The organism is Stenotrophomonas sp. NLF4-10 (assembly GCF_022359915.1).
In the GTDB taxonomy this organism is placed as follows: domain Bacteria; phylum Pseudomonadota; class Gammaproteobacteria; order Xanthomonadales; family Xanthomonadaceae; genus Stenotrophomonas; species Stenotrophomonas daejeonensis.
Window position 1 is genome coordinate 653,238 of the sequence record NZ_JAKSEE010000003.1, and the last position, 17,131, is coordinate 670,368.

Sequence of the window (17,131 nt, forward strand, 5' to 3'; positions counted from 1 at the left end):
CGTCGCGCACCGGCCATACCCGGTACGAGGCGACGACGCGCCCGATACAATCGGCGGCGATGACCACCCCGCAACTCATCGTCGATGCCACGCTGGCGATTCCGGAAACGGAGATCGTCGAGCGCTTCGTGCGCGCCAGCGGTGCCGGCGGGCAGAACGTCAACAAGGTATCCAGCGCGGTCGAGCTGCGCTTCGACGTGGCCGGCTCGCCGTCGCTGCCGCATGCCCTGCGCGCGCGGCTGCTGGCACGGCGCGACCGGCGCCTGACCGACGCGGGGGTGCTGGTGATCGATGCGCAGCGCTTCCGTACCCAGGAACGCAACCGTGTCGACGCGCGCGAGCGGCTGGTCGCGTTCATCCGCGCGGGGTTGGCGGTGCCGAAGGCGCGGGTGGCGACCAAGCCGACCTATGGCTCCAGGCTGCGCCGGCTGGACGAGAAAAAGGGGCGCGCGCAGATCAAGCGCGGCCGTTCGCAACGCAACTGGGAGTAGCGCTTGGACAACGCCCCATCGCACCACAGCCCGCCGGTGGTGCCACCGGTCCCGCCGAGCGTGCCGCGCGGCCGCTCCACCGCGTTCGGCCGCTGGCTCGGGCGCAACGTGCTGCGCCTGGGCGGCTGGCGCGTGGCCGGGCCGCTGCCCGACCTGCGCAAGGCGGTGGTGATCGCCGCGCCGCACTCGTCCAACTGGGACGGCATCTGGGGGTTGGCGGCGAAGCTGGCGCTGGGCGTGGAGGCGCGCATCCTCGGCAAGGACAAGCTGTTCTGGTGGCCGCTGGGCACGGTGCTGCGCCGGTTCGGCGTGGTGCCGCTGGACCGCAGCTCGCCGCAGGGCACGGTGGGGCAGGCGGTGGCGATGATCCGGGACAACGAGCGCATCTGGTTCGCGCTGGCGCCGGAAGGCACGCGCAAGCCGGTGAAGGACTGGAAGACCGGCTTCATCCGCATCGCGCGGATGGCGCAGGTGCCGATCGTGCCGGCCTATTTCCACTACCCGGAAAAGACCATCGGCTTCGGCCCGCCGTTCCACACCAGCGGCGACGATGCCGCCGACATGGCCGCCATCCGCCAGTGGTACCGGCCGTGGCGGGGCCGCAACCGCGGCACGGGTTGAACGATGGGCATCGCGCTGGTCTGGCTGCGCGACGACCTGCGCCTGGACGACCAGCCGGCCCTGCGCGCGGCGCTGCAACGCGGCCTGTCGCCGCTGCCGGTCTACATCCATGCGCCGGAAGAAGAGGGCGCATGGGCGCCCGGCGCCGCGTCGCACGCATGGCGCCGGCGCTCGCTGGCGGCATTGGCCAGCGAACTGGAACGCCGCGGCTCGCGCCTGTTGCTGCTGCGCGGGCCCACGCTCGATGCCCTGCAGGCATTGGCCGCGCGCACCGGTGCCGAAGCGGTGCTGTGGACGCGGCGCTACGAGCCGGCCGTCGAGCAGCGTGACGCGCGGATCAAGCGCGACCTGCGCCAGATCGGCCTGCATGCGGAAAGCTTCAATGGCGCGTTGCTGTTCGAGCCGTGGGAACTGGCGACCCGGCAGGGCGACCCGTACCGGGTGTTCACGCCGTTCTGGAAATCCGCGCGCGCGGCATGGCGGGTGCCGGCGACATGGGATGCGCCGGCACGGTTGCCATCGTTGGCACATGCAGACCTGCCCGCCGGCGAGCGACTGGACGAACTGATGCCCACCCCGGCCCCGGCATGGGACGCCGGCTTCTGGCAGCGCTTCACACCCGGCGAGCAAGGCGCGCGCGCGGCGCTGCGGCGGTTCATCGACGACGCACTGCACGGCTACGCGCAGGCCCGCGATTTCGCCGCCGAGGCCGGCACCTCGCGGCTGTCGCCGCACCTGCATTTCGGCGAAGTGTCGGTGCGGCGCGTGGTGGCCGAAGTGCTGGCCATGGGCGACGCCATCGGCGAGGCCGACCGCGACCGCTTCCTCGCCGAACTGGGCTGGCGCGAGTTCGCCCACCACGTGCTGCACCACTACCCGCAAACGCCCGACCGCAACCTCGACCCGCGCTTCGACGATTTCCCTTGGGCGGCTCCGGACGAAGCGCTGCTGGAAGCATGGCGACATGGCCGCACCGGCGTGCCGATCGTCGATGCCGGCATGCGCGAGCTGTGGCACACCGGCTGGATGCACAACCGCGTGCGCATGCTGGTGGCCAGTTGGCTGACCAAGCACCTGCGCCAGCATTGGCGGCATGGCGCGCGCTGGTTCTGGGACACGCTGGTGGACGCCGACCTGGCCAACAACACCCAGGGCTGGCAATGGAGCGCGGGTACCGGCGCCGACGCGGCGCCGTACTTCCGCGTGTTCAACCCGGCCACCCAGGCGCGCCGCTTCGACCCGGATGGGGCCTACATCGCGCGCTGGGTGCCGGAACTGGCGGGTCTGCCGCCACCGGCGTGCTTCGCGCCGTGGGAGCACCCGGAACCGGCGCGGCGGCTGGCGCCGGGGTATCCGCCACGGCCGCAGGTGGACCTGGCCGCCGGCCGCGCCGATGCGCTGGACGCCTTCGCCAGCCTGCGCCGCGGCGCGGTGCAGCGGTAGGAGCGCACCTTGGTGCGCGATGGGGCTCTACCGGGAATGCCCCATCGCGCACCAAGGTGCGCTCCTGCCGGGGCAGCATTGCCGCCACCATCGGCACATGCCAGCCATGGCGCGAAGGAGTAGGGTTTGCGGTTTCACCGCACACTACGCAGGAGCACGTTCCATGTCGCGCACCGTCATTCTGGCCGCTGCCATCAGCCTTGCGCTGGCGGCCTGTTCCGGCAAGGAGTCCAACGCACCCGTGAATACCGACAGCACCGCCGGGCAGCCGGCCGAGGCCTCGACCAACCCGTTCATGGCCGCCAGCACGCTGCCGTTCCAGGCGCCGGCCTTCGACAAGATCAAGGACGGCGACTACCTGCCGGCCTTCGAGGAAGGCATGCGCCAGCAGCTGGCCGAGATCAAGCGGATCACCGACGACACCGCGCCGGCCACCTTCGACAACACCCTGCTGCCGCTGGAGAAGTCCGGTGCCATCCTCGACCGCACCAGCCGCGTGTTCTTCAGCGTGGTGCAGGCCGACACCAACCCGGAGCGGCAGAAGATCCAGGAAGAGGTGATCCCGAAGCTGGCCGCGCACGGCGACGCGATCCACCTCGACGCCAAGCTGTTCGAGCGGGTGAAGGCAGTGTACGACGGCCGCGCCGAGGCCGGGCTGGACGCCGAGCAGCTGCGCGTGGTCGAGGAAACCTACAAGGGCTTCGTCAAGGCCGGTGCCCAGCTCGGCGACACCGACAAGGAAACGCTGAAGCAGTACAACGCCGAGGAAGCCACCCTCGCCAACGACTTCCACAACAAGCTGGTCGCGGCCACCGCCGCCGGCGCGGTGGTGGTCGATGACAAGGCGCGACTGGCCGGCCTGAGCGATGGCGACGTCGCCTCGGCCGAGGAAGACGCCAAGGGCCGCAAGCTCGACGGCAAGTGGGTGCTGGCGCTGCAGAACACCACCCAGCAGCCGGTGCTGATGTCGCTGCAGGATCGTGACCTGCGCGCGAAAGTGCTGGAAGCCTCGGAAACCCGCACCGAGCAGGGCGACGCCAACGATACCCGCAAGATCATCCAGCGCCTGGCGCAACTGCGCGCGGCCAAGGCCAAGCTGCTTGGCTTCCCGAACTACGCCGCCTACAACCTCGGCGACCAGATGGCGCAGACCCCGGCCAACGCGCTGAAGCTGCTGACCGACACGGTGCCGGCGGCGACCGCCAAGGCGCGCGGCGAGCTGGCCGAGATCCAGAAGGTGGTCGACGCCCAGAACGGTGGCTTCAAGGCCACCGCCTCGGACTGGGACTTCTACGCCGAGCAGGTGCGCAAGGCCAAGTACGACCTCGACGAATCGCAGATCAAGCCGTACTTCGAGCTGGACAACGTGCTGCAGAACGGCGTTTTCTTCGCCGCCAACCAGCTCTACGGCATCACCTTCAAGGAGCGCAAGGACATCCCGGTGTACCACCCGGACGTGCGCGTGTTCGAGGTCAGCGACGCCGACGGCCAGCCGCTGGCGCTGTTCTACGCCGACTACTACAAGCGCGACAGCAAGAGCGGCGGCGCATGGATGGACGTGTTCGTCGAACAGGACGGCCTGACCGGCACCAAGCCGGTGGTCTACAACGTGTGCAATTTCACCAAGCCCGCCGCCGGGCAGCCGGCGCTGCTGAGCTGGGATGACGTGACCACCATGTTCCACGAGTTCGGCCACGCCCTGCATGGCATGTTCTCGAACACGAAGTACCCGAGCGTGGCCGGCACCGGCGTACCGCGTGATTTCGTCGAGTTCCCATCGCAGTTCAACGAGCATTGGGCGTCTGACCCGAAGGTGTTCGCCAACTACGCCAGGCACTACCAGAGCGGCGAGGCGATGCCGCAGGCGCTGGTGGACAAGATCGCCAAGGCCCGCACCTTCAACCAGGGCTACGCCACCACCGAATACCTGTCGGCGGCGCTGCTCGACCTGGCCTGGCACACGCAGGGCGCCGACGCGCCGTTGCAGGATGTGGACGCCTTCGAGGCCGCCGCGCTCAAGCGCTTCAAGGTCGACCTGCCGCAGGTGCCGCCGCGCTACCGCAGCAGCTACTTCGACCATATCTGGGGTGGCGGCTATTCGGCCGGCTACTACGCCTACTTCTGGGCGGAGATGATCGACGACGACGCCTTCGAGTGGTTCGAGGAGAACGGCGGCCTGACCCGCGAGAACGGGCAGGTGTTCCGCGACAAGATCCTGTCCATCGGCAACACCCGCGACCTGGCCACCGCCTACCGCGAGTTCCGCGGCAAGGACCCGAGCGTGGAAGCGCTGTTGAAGAACCGCGGGCTGAAGTAAGCGCCGCGCCGCGGGAACGGGAGGGGCGACCCTCCCGTTCCGCATCGGCCATTCCACGGCTGGGCCATGATCATCTCCGCCTCCACCGATTACCGTGCCGCTGCGCGCCGCCGGTTGCCGCCGTTCCTGTTCCACTACATCGACGGCGGCGCCTATGCCGAGCACACGCTGCGGCGCAATGTCGCCGACCTGGCCGACGTCGCGCTGCGCCAGCGCGTGCTGCGCGACATGGCCGAGTTGAGCCTGGAAACCCGGTTGTTCGGCGAAACGCTGGCGATGCCGGTGGCGCTGGCGCCGGTCGGCCTGACCGGTATGTACGCGCGCCGTGGCGAGGTGCAGGCCGCGCGTGCGGCCGACAGCCGCGGCGTGCCGTTCACCCTGTCCACGGTGTCGGTGTGCCCGATCGAGGAAGTGGCGCCGGCGATCAAGCGGCCGATGTGGTTCCAGCTGTACGTGCTGCGCGACCGCGGCTTCATGCGCAACGTGCTGGAGCGCGCGCAGGCCGCGGGCGTGGCCACGCTGGTGTTCACCGTGGACATGCCGGTGCCGGGCGCGCGCTACCGCGATGCGCACTCGGGCATGAGCGGCCCGCACGCGGCGCTGCGCCGCTACCTGCAGGCCGCGACCCATCCGCGTTGGGCGTTCGACGTCGGCCTGCGCGGCCGTCCGCACGACCTGGGCAACATCTCCGCCTACCGCGGCGACCCGACCGGGCTGGAGGACTACATCGGCTGGCTGGCGGGCAACTTCGACCCGTCGATCTCGTGGAAGGACCTGGAATGGATCCGCGCGTTCTGGAAGGGGCCGATGCTCATCAAGGGCATCCTCGATCCGGAGGACGCGCGCGACGCGGTGCGCTTCGGCGCCGACGGCATCGTGGTGTCCAACCACGGCGGGCGCCAGCTCGACGGCGTGCCGTCCACCGCGCGGGCGCTGCCGGCCATCGCCGATGCGGTGCGGGGCGAATTGAAGATCCTCGCCGACTCGGGCGTCCGCAGCGGCCTGGACGTGGTGCGCATGCTGGCCCTCGGCGCCGACACGGTGCTGCTTGGCCGCGCCTTCGTCTATGCGCTGGCTGCGCAGGGCGAACGCGGCGTCGCCCACCTGCTCGACCTGATGGCGGCGGAAATGCGCGTGGCGATGACCCTGACCGGCGCGCGCCGTATCGCCGACATCGGCCGCGATTCGCTGGCGCGGATTCCCGGCTGAAACAGGTTGGCGGCCGCGGACCGACGACGCCGGATGGCGGATCGAAGGCAGGCCGCCAAGCAGTACCTCAGGGCCATGTCGTGGTCGTAGGCAGGGCTTATGCTCTCCCCCGGTCCAGTCCGATTGCAGGATGCTCCGTGCGCCTTGACCCATCGCCCACGCCATCGCCGTCGTCCAGCCCGTTGCCGGTGCTGAAACCACGCGCATGGCGCTGGCTCACCTGCCTGTGGCTGGCGTGCGCGTGCGGGTTCGCCACGGCGGCCGCGGCGGCCCCGCCGGCCGCGGAGTCCGCGCGGCCGCAGGTGCTGGTGTTGCTGTCCTACCACCCCGGCTTCAGCTGGGAGGAGCGCATCCTCGACGGCCTGCGCGAGTGGGGCGGTGCCGGCGAGCGACCGGTGTTCCATGTCGAATGGATGGACGCCAAGCGCCATCCCGATGCCGCGCAGCGCCAGCGCCTGACCGACTACCTCGGCGGGAAGTACGCCGGCCAGCGCTTCGACCTGGTCGCCACCGTGGACGATGATGCGCTGGCCTTCGTCATGCAGCACGCGGCCCTGTTCGGCGACACCCCGGTGGTGTTCAGCGGCCTCAACGCGGCGCCGGAACCCATCATCGGCACGCGCACGAACGTCACCGGCATCCTCGAACGCTTCGACCTCACCCGCACCCTCGACATCGCGCTGAAGCTGCACCCGCATACGCGCCGGCTGCTGTTCATCACCCCCGACGACGACAACGGCGCGGCGCTGCGCGACACCGTCGATGCGGCGCTGGCGCGGCTGCCCGGCCACCCCGGGGCCGAGCACTGGCGGACCGCGTGGCTGGAACAGGTGGCGCCACGGCTGCCGCGGCTGCCCGGCGACACCTTGGTCTTCGCCCTCGGCAGCCTGCCGGTGCGCGCCGGCGAGCTGCCGCTGGAGCCGGAGTTCGTGCCGGCCTGGCTGCGCGCGCGCACCGGGTTGCCGGTGTACAGCGACCTGGACACGGCGGTGGGCCACGGTGCGATCGGCGGCTACATGAACAGTGGCCTGGAAACCGGCCGCCAGCAGGCGGCGATGGCGCGGCGGCTGCTGGCCGGTGAGGCCGCCGCCGGCATCCCGCTGGTGCGCGAAACGCCGCTGGCGCTGCTGTTCGACACCGCGGAGCTGCGCCGGCTGGGCGTGGACATGCGCGCCCTTCCCGCCGGCAGCACGCTGGTCAACGCACCGCCGTCGATCTTCGCCCGCGAATACCGCGCGCAGCTGCTGGCCATCGTCGTGGTGGTGCTGATGCTGCTGCTGGTGGTGGTCGGGCTGGTGGTGCGCAACCGCATGCAGGCCGCGCGCCAGCGCGCGCTGCACCACCAGGCCACGCACGACGAGCTAACCGGCCTGCGCAACCGCAACGGCCTGGCCGAGCGACTGCAGGCGCTGCCGCAGGCCGCCGCCGAGGACGAGCGGGTGGCGCTGGTGATGCTCGGCCTGAACCGCTTCAAGCTGGTCAACGACACCTATGGCCATGCCTTCGGCGACAAGGTGCTGGTGGCGGTGGCCGGGCGCCTGCGGCAGTGCTGCGGCGAGCGGGAAACGCTGGTGCGGTTCAGCGGCGATGCCTTCGTCATCATGGCCCGGCTGCCGGACGCGGCCGGCCTGCAGCGGCTGCACGCGCTGTGCGATGCCCTGTTCCAGCAGCCGTTCCTGATCAACGGCCGGCGCATCCCGATCACCGCGGCCTTCGGCCTGAGTTCCGTGCCGCTGCACGGGCTGGTCCCCGGCAGCCTGCTGCGCGAGGCCGACGCCGCCATGTACGAGGCCAAGCGCAACCGCGGCGCGGGGCTGGTGGTCTTCGACCGCGGCATCCACGAGCGCGCCGCGCGCCAGTTCCGGATCGAGGCCGGCCTGCCCGAGGCGATCGAGCACGGCCAGATCGAGGTGCACTACCAGCCCATCCACGACATCCAGCGCGGCTGCGTCGCCGGCTACGAGGCGCTGGCGCGCTGGCGGCACCCGGAGCTGGGCTGGATCCCGCCGCCGGAGTTCGTGCGCGCCGCGGTCGAGACCGGCCACGTCGGCGCGCTCACCCGCTGCATCCTGCGCAGCGCCTGCCGGGCCTTCCTGCCGCACCTCGGCAACCCGTGCAGTCCCTACCTGGCGGTGAACGTGTCGGTCAGCGACATCTACGCCAGCGATTTCCCGGCGCAATTGGCGCAGGTGCTGGCCGAGGTCGGCATGCCGCCGCAGCGGCTGGTGCTGGAAGTGACCGAGGACATGCTGCTGGGCGACCAGCAGCACGTGGCCGCCGTGCTCGAACAACTACGCGGGCAGGGCGTGCGCATCGCCATCGACGACTTCGGCACCGGCTATTCCTCGATGGGCTACCTGTCCAGCTACCAGGTCAACCTGATCAAGATCGACCAGTCCTTCGTGCGCCGCCTGCTCGACAGCCCGTCGGACCGCAAGATCGTGCGCGCCATCGTCTCGATGGCCGGCGACCTGGAACTGGACGTGGTGGTCGAGGGCGTGGAAACCGAAGCGCAGATCGAACTGCTGCAGGAGCTGGGCTGCCGGCTGCTGCAGGGCTACGTCTTCAGCCGCCCGCGCCCGGCGGCGGAATGGGCGGCCGACGCGCTGGCCGGTTGCTGAGGCAGCTGCGGCATGCTTTCGCAGGTGCCGGGCGCTTCACCGGGAAGGCTTCATGCGGGGCAAGCCCCGCATCTACGGGAAGCCGGCATTCACCGTGGGTGCCGGGCTTGCCCGGCACGGGCTCACGGGGTCCATTGGCGGCTTCAGCGCTCCGAATGCCCGGTGTCGTCGTACTGGCGCGGGGCGAACAGGTCCGGGCGGATCAGCTCGATGAAGGCGCGCGCTTGCGGTGACAACACCTTGCCGCGGCGTACCGTCACCCCGTAGCTGCGCTTGGGGAAATAGCGCGCCATCGGCCGGATCGCCAGCCGCTCGCGGTCGCCGTCGTTCAGGCACAGCGCGGTGACGATGGAGATGCCCATGCCCATCGCCACGTACTGCTTGATGACCTCCCAGCCGCCCACTTCCAGCGCTACGGTGTAGGGCACGCGGTGGCGCTGGAACACCAGGTCCACCAGCCGCCAGGTGATCTGCCGCTTCGGCGGCAGGATCAGCGGCCAGGGCGAAAGATCTTCCAGCGTCAACTCGCGCTTGTCGGCCAGCGGGTGGCCGTGGGGGGCGATCAGCACCTGCTCGAAGTCGTAGACCGGCGCGTAGCTGAGGTCGGCCGGCACGTCCAGCATCGAGCCGACGGCGAGGTCGGCGGCATCGCTGCGCAGCAGCTCGTTGCCGTCGGCGCTGATCGCGTCGTGCAGGGCCAGCCGCACGTCGGGGTGGCGGCGGCGGAAATCCTCGACGATCTTCGGCAGCAGGTAGAGGATGGTCGAGGAATTCGCGGCGATCGTCAGCTCGCCCGCGTCCAGCCCGCGCACCTTGTCGCGGAAGCCGGCTTCCAGCCCGTCCAGGCTCTCCACCAGCGGCTGTGCCATCTCGTACAGCAGCTGGCCCTCGCGGCTGGGCACCAGCCGTCGCCCGCTGCGCTCGAACAGCACTACCCCCAGCTCCCGCTCCAGTGCCTGCAACTGCAGGCTCACCGCCGGCTGGCTGACGAAAAGCGCCTCGGCCGCACGTGAAACCGAACCCAGCCGGACCGTCTGGCAGAACGCGCGCAGCGGCTTGAGTCGGTCGGATTTGTAGGAAAAACGCGGGTTTGCGGGTTTCTTCGCAGGCATGGCGAGACACTATTAGCACAATTTATATATCGCATTGCAAAAACTGCATTGTCGAATAATTGATTGCGCAGCACGGTGGAGCTCCCCGACAAACGCAGGGTTCCGCCATGTCCGCCGTCGCCTCCGCCATTCCCGCCACCGCCCACGCCGTCCGCCCGACGCCGGGCATCACCGTGACCGAGCGGCTCGCCGGCCAGTCGGCGCTGCTGCCGGCCGGGGTGCTGGCGCTGCTGGTGTCGCTGCACCGGGCGGTGGAGCCGGAGCGGCAGGCGCGACTGGCCGCGCGCCGCCAGCGCCAGGCGTTCTTCGACGGCGGCGGGCTGCCGGACTTCCGCGCCGACACCGCCGCCATCCGCGAAGGTGACTGGCAGGTGGCGCCGATCCCGGCCGCGCTGTCCGACCGCCGCGTCGAGATCACCGGCCCGACCGACCCGAAGATGGTCATCAACGCGCTGAACTCCGGCGCCAAGGTGTTCATGGCCGACTTCGAGGATTCCACCTCGCCCACGTGGCGCAACCTGCTGGCCGGGCAGCAGGCGCTGTCCGCGGCAGTGCGCGGCGATCTGGATTACACCGCACCCAATGGCAAGCACTACACGTTGCGCCCCTACGAGGAGCAGGCGGTGCTGATCGTGCGCCCGCGCGGCTGGCACCTGGACGAGAAGCACGTGCGGGTGGACGGCCAGCCGATCGCCGGCGGCCTGTTCGACGCGGCGGTGTTCGCCTTCCACAATGCCCGCGCGCTGATGCGCAAGCAGCGCGGCCCGTACTTCTACCTGCCCAAGCTGCAGTCGATGGAGGAGGCGGCGCTGTGGGAAACCGCGCTGTCGCACATCGAGGGCATGCTGGGGCTGCCGCACGGGCAGATCAAGGTCACGGTGCTGATCGAGACGTTGCCGGCGGTGTTCGAGATGGACGAGATCCTGCACGCATTGAAGGAGCGCATCGTCGGCCTGAACTGCGGGCGCTGGGACTACATCTTTTCGTACCTGAAGACCTTCCGCCGCCACGCCGACAAGGTGCTGCCCGAGCGCGGGCAGGTGACGATGACCCAGCCGTTCCTGAAGGCGTATTCGGAACTGCTGATCCGGACCTGCCACCGGCGCGGCGCGCATGCGATGGGCGGCATGGCCGCGCAGATCCCGATCAACCACGACGCTGCCGCCAACGAGCAGGCGATGGCGCGGGTGCGCGCGGACAAGCTGCGCGAGGTCAGCGCAGGCCATGACGGCACCTGGGTCGCGCACCCGGCGCTGATCCCGGTGGCGCGGGCGATCTTCGACGAGCACATGCCCACGCCGAACCAGCACGATGTGCTGCGCCGCGACGTGCAGGTGACGCGTGACGACCTGATCGCCCCCTGCACCGGCACCATCACCCGCGCCGGCTTCGAGAACAACGTCGAGGTGTGCGTGCGCTACATGGCCGCCTGGCTGGACGGCAACGGCTGCGTGCCGATCCACAACCTGATGGAGGACGCGGCCACCGCCGAGATCAGCCGCAGCCAGTTGTGGCAATGGCTGCACGCCGGCAACCAGCACCTGGACGACGGCACCGCGATCGACTTCGCCCTGCTCGACGCCAGCCTGCGCGCGCTGCCGGCCCGGCTCGGCGACACCTCGGCGTTGCCCGGCGGCGCCCGCATCGCGCAGGCCATCGCCCTGCTCGACGAACTCAGCCATGCCGACGAGCTGGCCGAGTTCCTGACCCTGCCCGCCTACCGGCAGATCGACTGACCCGGCCCTCGTGAAACCGCTCTCGTAGGCGCGGGGCTTGCCCCGCACGAGGCATTACCGGGAAAGCGCCATGCGGGGCAAGCCCCGCATCTACGCGCTTCCCCGGTGCAGGAATCGAGAGAAGCCCCATCGCGCACCAAGGTGCGCTCCTACACAAACCCCGCGCCACCCCAATCCCACTGGAGAACCCCCATGAGCAAGCTGCCGACCGCCGAACAGATCCAGCACGACTGGGACACCAACCCGCGCTGGAAGGGCGTTACCCGCAATTACACCGCCGCCGACGTCGTGCGCCTGCGCGGCACCGTCCACGTCGAGCACTCGCTCGCGCGGCTGGGCGCGGAGAAACTGTGGAACTACCTGCACGAGAAGGATTTCGTCAACGCGCTGGGCGCGCTGACCGGCAACCAGGCCATGCAGCAGGTCAAGGCCGGCCTCAACGCCATCTACCTGAGCGGCTGGCAGGTGGCCGCCGACGCCAACCTGGCCGGGCAGATGTACCCGGACCAGTCGCTGTACCCGGCCGACTCGGTGCCGGCGGTGGTCAAGCGCATCAACAACACCCTGCTGCGCGCCGACCAGTTGCACCACGCCGAGGGCAAGGACGAGACCGACTTCCTGCAGCCCATCGTGGCCGACGCCGAGGCCGGCTTCGGCGGCGTGCTCAACGCCTTCGAGCTGATGAAGGCGATGATCGAGGCCGGTGCCGCCGGCGTGCACTTCGAGGACCAGCTGGCCGCGGTGAAGAAGTGCGGGCACATGGGCGGCAAGGTGCTGGTGCCGACCCGCGAGGCGATCGAGAAGTTGAACGCCGCGCGCTTGGCCGCCGACGTGCTGGGCGTGCCGACCCTGCTGGTGGCGCGTACCGACGCCGAGGCCGCCGACCTGCTGACCAGCGACATCGACGGCAACGACCAGCCGTTCACCACCGGCGAGCGCACCGTCGAAGGCTTCTTCAAGACCCGCAACGGCCTGGACCAAGCCATCAGCCGCGGCCTGGCCTACGCGCCCTACGCCGACCTGGTGTGGTGCGAAACCGGCAAGCCGGACCTGGAGTTCGCGCGCAGGTTCGCCGAGGCGATCCACGCCAAGTACCCCGGCAAGCTGCTGGCCTACAACTGCTCGCCGAGCTTCAACTGGAAGAAGAACCTGGACGACGCCACGATCGCCAAGTTCCAGAAGGAAATCGCGTCCTACGGCTACAAGTTCCAGTTCATCACCCTGGCCGGCTTCCACGCCCTGAACTACTCGATGTTCAACCTGGCCCACGGCTACGCGCGCCGGCAGATGAGCGCCTTCGTCGAGCTGCAGGAGGCCGAATTCGCCGCCGCCGAGAAGGGCTTCACCGCGGTCAAGCACCAGCGCGAGGTCGGCACCGGCTACTTCGACGCGGTGACCCAGGCGATCCAGCAGGGCCAGTCCTCGACCACCGCGCTGACCGGCTCCACCGAGGAGGAGCAGTTCCACGGCGACCGGGCGGCCGCCTGACCGGTCCGTAGCGGCCGGGAGGATGGAGGAACGGGCGGCCTGCTGGCCGCCCGTTTCCGTATCGAAATGTGCGCGCAGTCCCCGCGGATTGCGATGTGCCGCACGCTTTCACCGGTGCTATGCTGCCCGGATGACCCGCAGGAGCGGGGATTACCGGGGCGGCAGGGGCGGGAGATGAACGGCAACGGGGCTGCAATCAGGGCGGATGAACACGAGCAGAGCGTCGCCGCCACGGCGATGGCCGAGATCGTGCATCCGGTGCTGTCGCCCGCCGAAGCCGCCCTGTTCGCCGAATTCGGCCACGTGCGCGAGGTCCCCGCCGGGCAGGTACTGTTCCACAGCGGCGAATTCGGCAGTTCCATGTACGTCATCCGCAGCGGCATCGTCGACCTGGATTTCGGCGAGGACCTGATGGTCAAGTACCTCGGGCCGGGCGAATTCTTCGGCGAACTGGGCCTGCTGATCGGCAACCACCGCCGCGGTGCCGACGCCCAGGCCTCCACCGACGTGGTGCTGCTGGAACTGGGCCACGACGACTTCCAGCGGCTGGTGGACCGCGCCCCGGGCCTGATCGCCTATTTCCTGCGCCGCACCATCATGCGCGTGGTGTCCAACGAACAGGTGCTGATCCGGCAGCTGCGGCACCGCAACCACGACCTCGAAGCGGCGCTGGACAACCTCTACACCACCACCCACCAGCTCAACCACACCGAGGAGCTGGTGCGCACCGACGAACTGACCGGGCTGGACAACCGCCGCGGCCTGACCCTGTACCTGCAGGAATGCCGGCAGTCGCGGCGCATGCCACCGCAGGGCCTGCTGCTGATCGACTGCGACCATTTCAAGCACATCAACGACGAATACGGCCACCTGGTCGGCGACCGCGTGCTGCAGGCGGTCGCCAACATCCTGCGCTCGGTGGTGCAGGTCGACGGGCTGGCCTGCCGGCTGGGCGGCGACGAGTTCTGCCTGCTGGTGCAGGAAGCCGATGCGGAGAAGCTGGCGCACGTGGCTGGCTTCATCCTGCAGGCGGTGCACGGGCTGCTGGAACGCGCGCAGCCGGTGCCGCGGATCTGCCCGGTGAGCATCGGCGCCTGCCTGCTCGACCCGCGCAGCGACTGGAACGACTGGTACGCGCTGGCCGACAGCGCGATGTACGAAGCCAAGCGGCTCGGCGGCAACCGGCTGCAATGGCCGCGGGATTGGCTCGGGGCGAACTGACGTGCTGCCGGAGCTGGCCATGCAGGATGCAGGGGGAACGCCGGCGACTCCCGCGCCGCAGGTGCGCACCCTGCTGCTGACCGACCTGTGCGACTCGGTCGCGCTGGTGGAGAAACTGGGCGATGCCGCCGCCGCCGAGCTGTTCCAGCAGCACGACCGTCTGGTGCTGCAACTGCAGCAGCAATGGAAGGGGCGGCTGATCGACCGTTCCGACGGTCTGCTGCTGTTGTTCGAGCGCCCTATCAACGGCCTGGCCTTCGCCATCGACTACCTGCGCGGCCTGCGCGAACTGGGCCGCGCCCGCGGCCTGGTACTGCACGCTCGCGCCGGCATGCACGTCGGCGAAGTGCTGACCTGGCACAACAGCGCCGAAGCGGTGCAGGCCGGCGCCAAGTCGCTGGAAGTGGAAGGCCTGGCCAAGCCGCTGGCGGCGCGGCTGATGGCGCTGGCCCGGCCCGGGCAGATCCTGCTGTCGGCGGTGGCCGAATCGCTGACCCGCCGCGCGGTGCCGGAGCTGGGCGAGTCCGGCGGCCAACTGCTGTGGAAGTCGCACGGGCGCTGGCGTTTCAAGGGCGTGCCCACCGCGCAGGAAGTGTTCGAAGCCGGCGTGCCGGGCTTCGCCCCGCTACGCATGCCGCGCAGCTCGCCCAAGGCCCGACGTGACCTGCCGCTGTGGCGCAGCCCGCTGGCGCTGGTGGCCGAAGCGGCCCTGCTGTTGGCGCTGGGTGTCGGCCTCTGGTTCGCTACCCGCCCGGAGCCGGCCATCGCCTTCGCCGAGCGCGATTGGGTGGTGATGGGGGATGTCGCCAACAGCACCGGCGAATCGGTGTTCGACGCGTCGATCCGCCAGGCGGTCATGCTCGGGCTGGAACAATCGCGCTATGTGAACGTGTTGTCCGAAGGCAAGGTCCGCGAGAGCCTGGAGATGGCCAGGAAGCCGGCCGATGCCACGCTCGATCGCAGCCTGGCGGTGGACGTTGCCATCCGCGAGGGTGCGCGCGCCGTGCTGCTGCCCGTGGTCACGCGGCATGGCGATGGTTACCGGATCGCCATCGACCTGGTGGACCCGAACGCGGACAGCGTGGTGCGTACCTATCATGCCGTCGCCACCGCCCCGGACAAGGCGGCCGCCGCCGTGGACGATGTCCTCAGCCAGTTGCGCAAGGGGCTAGGGGAGTCGGTTGCCGAGTTGCAGAAGTCGATCCCGTTGTCGCGCGCCTCCACCGGCAGCCTGCGCGCGCTGCGTTCCTATGCATTGGCGGAAACCGCGATGGGAAAGCGCCGTTTCGAGGAGGCGCGCAACCTGTACCAGGCCGCGGTGGAGATCGACCCCGAATTCGCGCTGGCCTACGCGGGGCTGGCGAAGCTGCACGCCCGCATCGGCGAGATGCAGCCGGCGCGCGAACAGTTGCAGAAGGCATTGGCCTTGCAGTCGCACCTGCCGCATCGCGAACGTCTGTACCTGAAGGCATGGCAGGCCGAGCTGGAACCCGGTGGCTGGCCGCTGGAGGATTGGCGCGCCTTGGCCAAGCTCTATCCCGACTCGTTCGCCGGTCTTTCCAATACCTCCTGGTACCTGCTCCAGGACAATCGTTTCAGCGAGGCCGAGCCGTTCGCCCGCGCGGCAGCAGTGCCGCAGGACCACCTGCGGATCTACCCGATGGTGCAGCTGGGGCAGATCCAGATAGCGCTGAACCAGCCGGAACTGGCGCAGCAAACCCTGCGTCAGGCCCATGCACTGGAAGGCGGGGGCGATGCGGATGACGCCGCGGTGGACGCGCTGGTCGCGCTGCGGCGCCATGACCAGGCTGAGCAACTGCTTGCCCGGCTCGACAATGGCGGCGAGCCATTGCAGAGCCTGATGAACCTGCGCGCGCGCCTGTTGGTTGCGGCGGACCAGGGGGATTGCGCCGCCATGCGCGCGGCGCTGCGCGCCGACCGCACCCGGCCAAGCGTGGTCTATCAGCAGGTGCACCAGCAGTTGCTGCACGCCAGCGTCGGTGTGCTTTGCCCCGGCGCCGATGATGTCCCGCTGGCCTCGGTTGCCGGGCAGCTTTCGCCCCTGTTGCGGCAGACGGACGATCCAGGTTGGGGGGACCACACCTTGCAGATGCTGGTGCTGATCTACCTCGCACAGCGGCAGGAACAGACGAACTTGGCCACGCGCCTGCTGCGGGAGAACCACGAGGCGATCGAATCGCAGCGCAGCCCGGTCATCGCCAAGTGGTATCGCATCGTGCAGGCGATGAACCACCTGCATGATGGAAAGCCCGAGGCCGCGATCGCGCTTGTCCAGCCGGCACTGGATGGCAGCGAACCGGTTCAGGCGCACGTCGTGCTGTTGCGGGCCTGCCGTCAGTCGGGGGATGCCGCGTGCGCAGACGCCCAGCGGCGATGGTTGGTTGCCCATCGCGGCCAGGCCATCGTCGAGGTGATGGCCATGCAGGTGGTGCAGCCGCTCAACGTCTATGACGTCGCTTTGGCGGCAGCACCGGCAGCGAATGCCGGTGTGCCGTGATGCGTGGCATTCAGCCGATGGTGTCGCCGATCTTGCCGGCTTCGAAGCAGAACACCACCGTCATCGGCGCGGTGGAACCGGTGAGGTAGGCCTCCAATTCGGTGCGGAGCTGCTGCAGTTCTTCCGGCGATGCCAGCTCGTCGACGTCCAGGCACTTGTGGTGATCAACGCTGATGCCAAGGGAAGCCAGCGCCGCAGCCGGGTCGGTGGTGAACGACGTGCGGAATGCGGCATCGTCGATCAGATGATCCAGCAAGGTGGACGCTTCGGAGGGAGTCAATCGACTTGCAGTCATGGCGCTTTTCCAAGGTGAGAACGTGATATCGGCCGTGATCGGGGCAAGTTGAGCAACCC

12 protein-coding genes are annotated in these 17,131 nt (G+C 69.5%); 10 read left to right on the forward strand and 2 right to left on the reverse strand.

The window, feature by feature from the left end; all coding sequences use genetic code 11:
* Positions 1 to 59: 59 nt before the first annotated feature.
* From arfB to MIC98_RS17105, 6 genes are all read left to right on the forward strand, one after another.
* Positions 60 to 491, forward strand: coding sequence for an alternative ribosome rescue aminoacyl-tRNA hydrolase ArfB (gene arfB / locus MIC98_RS03050; protein ID WP_239735431.1), 432 nt, complete (start codon positions 60 to 62; stop codon positions 489 to 491).
* A gap of 36 nt (positions 492 to 527) precedes the next feature.
* Complete coding sequence (locus tag MIC98_RS03055) at positions 528 to 1,112, forward strand: lysophospholipid acyltransferase family protein (protein WP_239738007.1); 585 nt, start codon at positions 528 to 530, stop codon at positions 1,110 to 1,112.
* 3 nt (positions 1,113 to 1,115) lie between these two features.
* A complete protein-coding gene (locus tag MIC98_RS03060; RefSeq protein ID WP_057640351.1) occupies positions 1,116 to 2,555 on the forward strand; it encodes a deoxyribodipyrimidine photo-lyase in 1,440 nt (479 codons plus the stop codon).
* 163 nt (positions 2,556 to 2,718) lie between these two features.
* On the forward strand, positions 2,719 to 4,872 hold the full coding sequence (gene dcp, locus MIC98_RS03065) for a peptidyl-dipeptidase Dcp (protein ID WP_057640352.1): 2,154 nt from the start codon (positions 2,719 to 2,721) through the stop codon (positions 4,870 to 4,872).
* 66 nt (positions 4,873 to 4,938) lie between these two features.
* Positions 4,939 to 6,081 (forward strand): FMN-dependent L-lactate dehydrogenase LldD, encoded by a 1,143-nt coding sequence (gene lldD / locus MIC98_RS03070; RefSeq protein ID WP_057640353.1) that lies wholly within the window; start codon positions 4,939 to 4,941, stop codon positions 6,079 to 6,081.
* A gap of 137 nt (positions 6,082 to 6,218) precedes the next feature.
* Positions 6,219 to 8,702, forward strand: a complete 2,484-nt coding sequence (locus MIC98_RS17105) for an EAL domain-containing protein (protein WP_239735438.1) — start codon at positions 6,219 to 6,221, stop codon at positions 8,700 to 8,702.
* A 143-nt stretch (positions 8,703 to 8,845) separates the two neighbouring features.
* Here the strand turns inward: MIC98_RS17105 and MIC98_RS03080 are convergent, their stop codons facing one another.
* On the reverse strand, positions 8,846 to 9,814 hold the full coding sequence (locus tag MIC98_RS03080; RefSeq protein ID WP_057640355.1) for a LysR family transcriptional regulator: 969 nt from the start codon (positions 9,812 to 9,814) through the stop codon (positions 8,846 to 8,848).
* A 107-nt stretch (positions 9,815 to 9,921) separates the two neighbouring features.
* Between MIC98_RS03080 and aceB the strand changes: the two genes are divergently transcribed.
* The 4 genes from aceB to MIC98_RS03100 all read left to right on the forward strand — a co-directional run bounded on the left by aceB (position 9,922) and on the right by MIC98_RS03100 (position 16,777).
* Positions 9,922 to 11,550 (forward strand): malate synthase A, encoded by a 1,629-nt coding sequence (aceB, locus tag MIC98_RS03085; RefSeq protein ID WP_239735439.1) that lies wholly within the window; start codon positions 9,922 to 9,924, stop codon positions 11,548 to 11,550.
* Between the two features lie 192 nt (positions 11,551 to 11,742).
* Positions 11,743 to 13,038, forward strand: a complete 1,296-nt coding sequence (aceA, locus tag MIC98_RS03090) for an isocitrate lyase (RefSeq protein WP_239735441.1) — start codon at positions 11,743 to 11,745, stop codon at positions 13,036 to 13,038.
* A gap of 174 nt (positions 13,039 to 13,212) precedes the next feature.
* On the forward strand, positions 13,213 to 14,259 hold the full coding sequence (locus MIC98_RS03095) for a GGDEF domain-containing protein (protein WP_239735442.1): 1,047 nt from the start codon (positions 13,213 to 13,215) through the stop codon (positions 14,257 to 14,259).
* A 19-nt stretch (positions 14,260 to 14,278) separates the two neighbouring features.
* Positions 14,279 to 16,777, forward strand: a complete 2,499-nt coding sequence (locus MIC98_RS03100; protein ID WP_239735443.1) for a putative peptide modification system cyclase — start codon at positions 14,279 to 14,281, stop codon at positions 16,775 to 16,777.
* A 10-nt stretch (positions 16,778 to 16,787) separates the two neighbouring features.
* Here MIC98_RS03100 and MIC98_RS03105 read toward each other — a convergent pair whose 3' ends face one another.
* Entirely contained in the window at positions 16,788 to 17,072 is a 285-nt protein-coding gene (locus MIC98_RS03105) for an NHLP-related RiPP peptide (protein ID WP_239735444.1), read from the reverse strand.
* Positions 17,073 to 17,131: the final 59 nt, after the last annotated feature.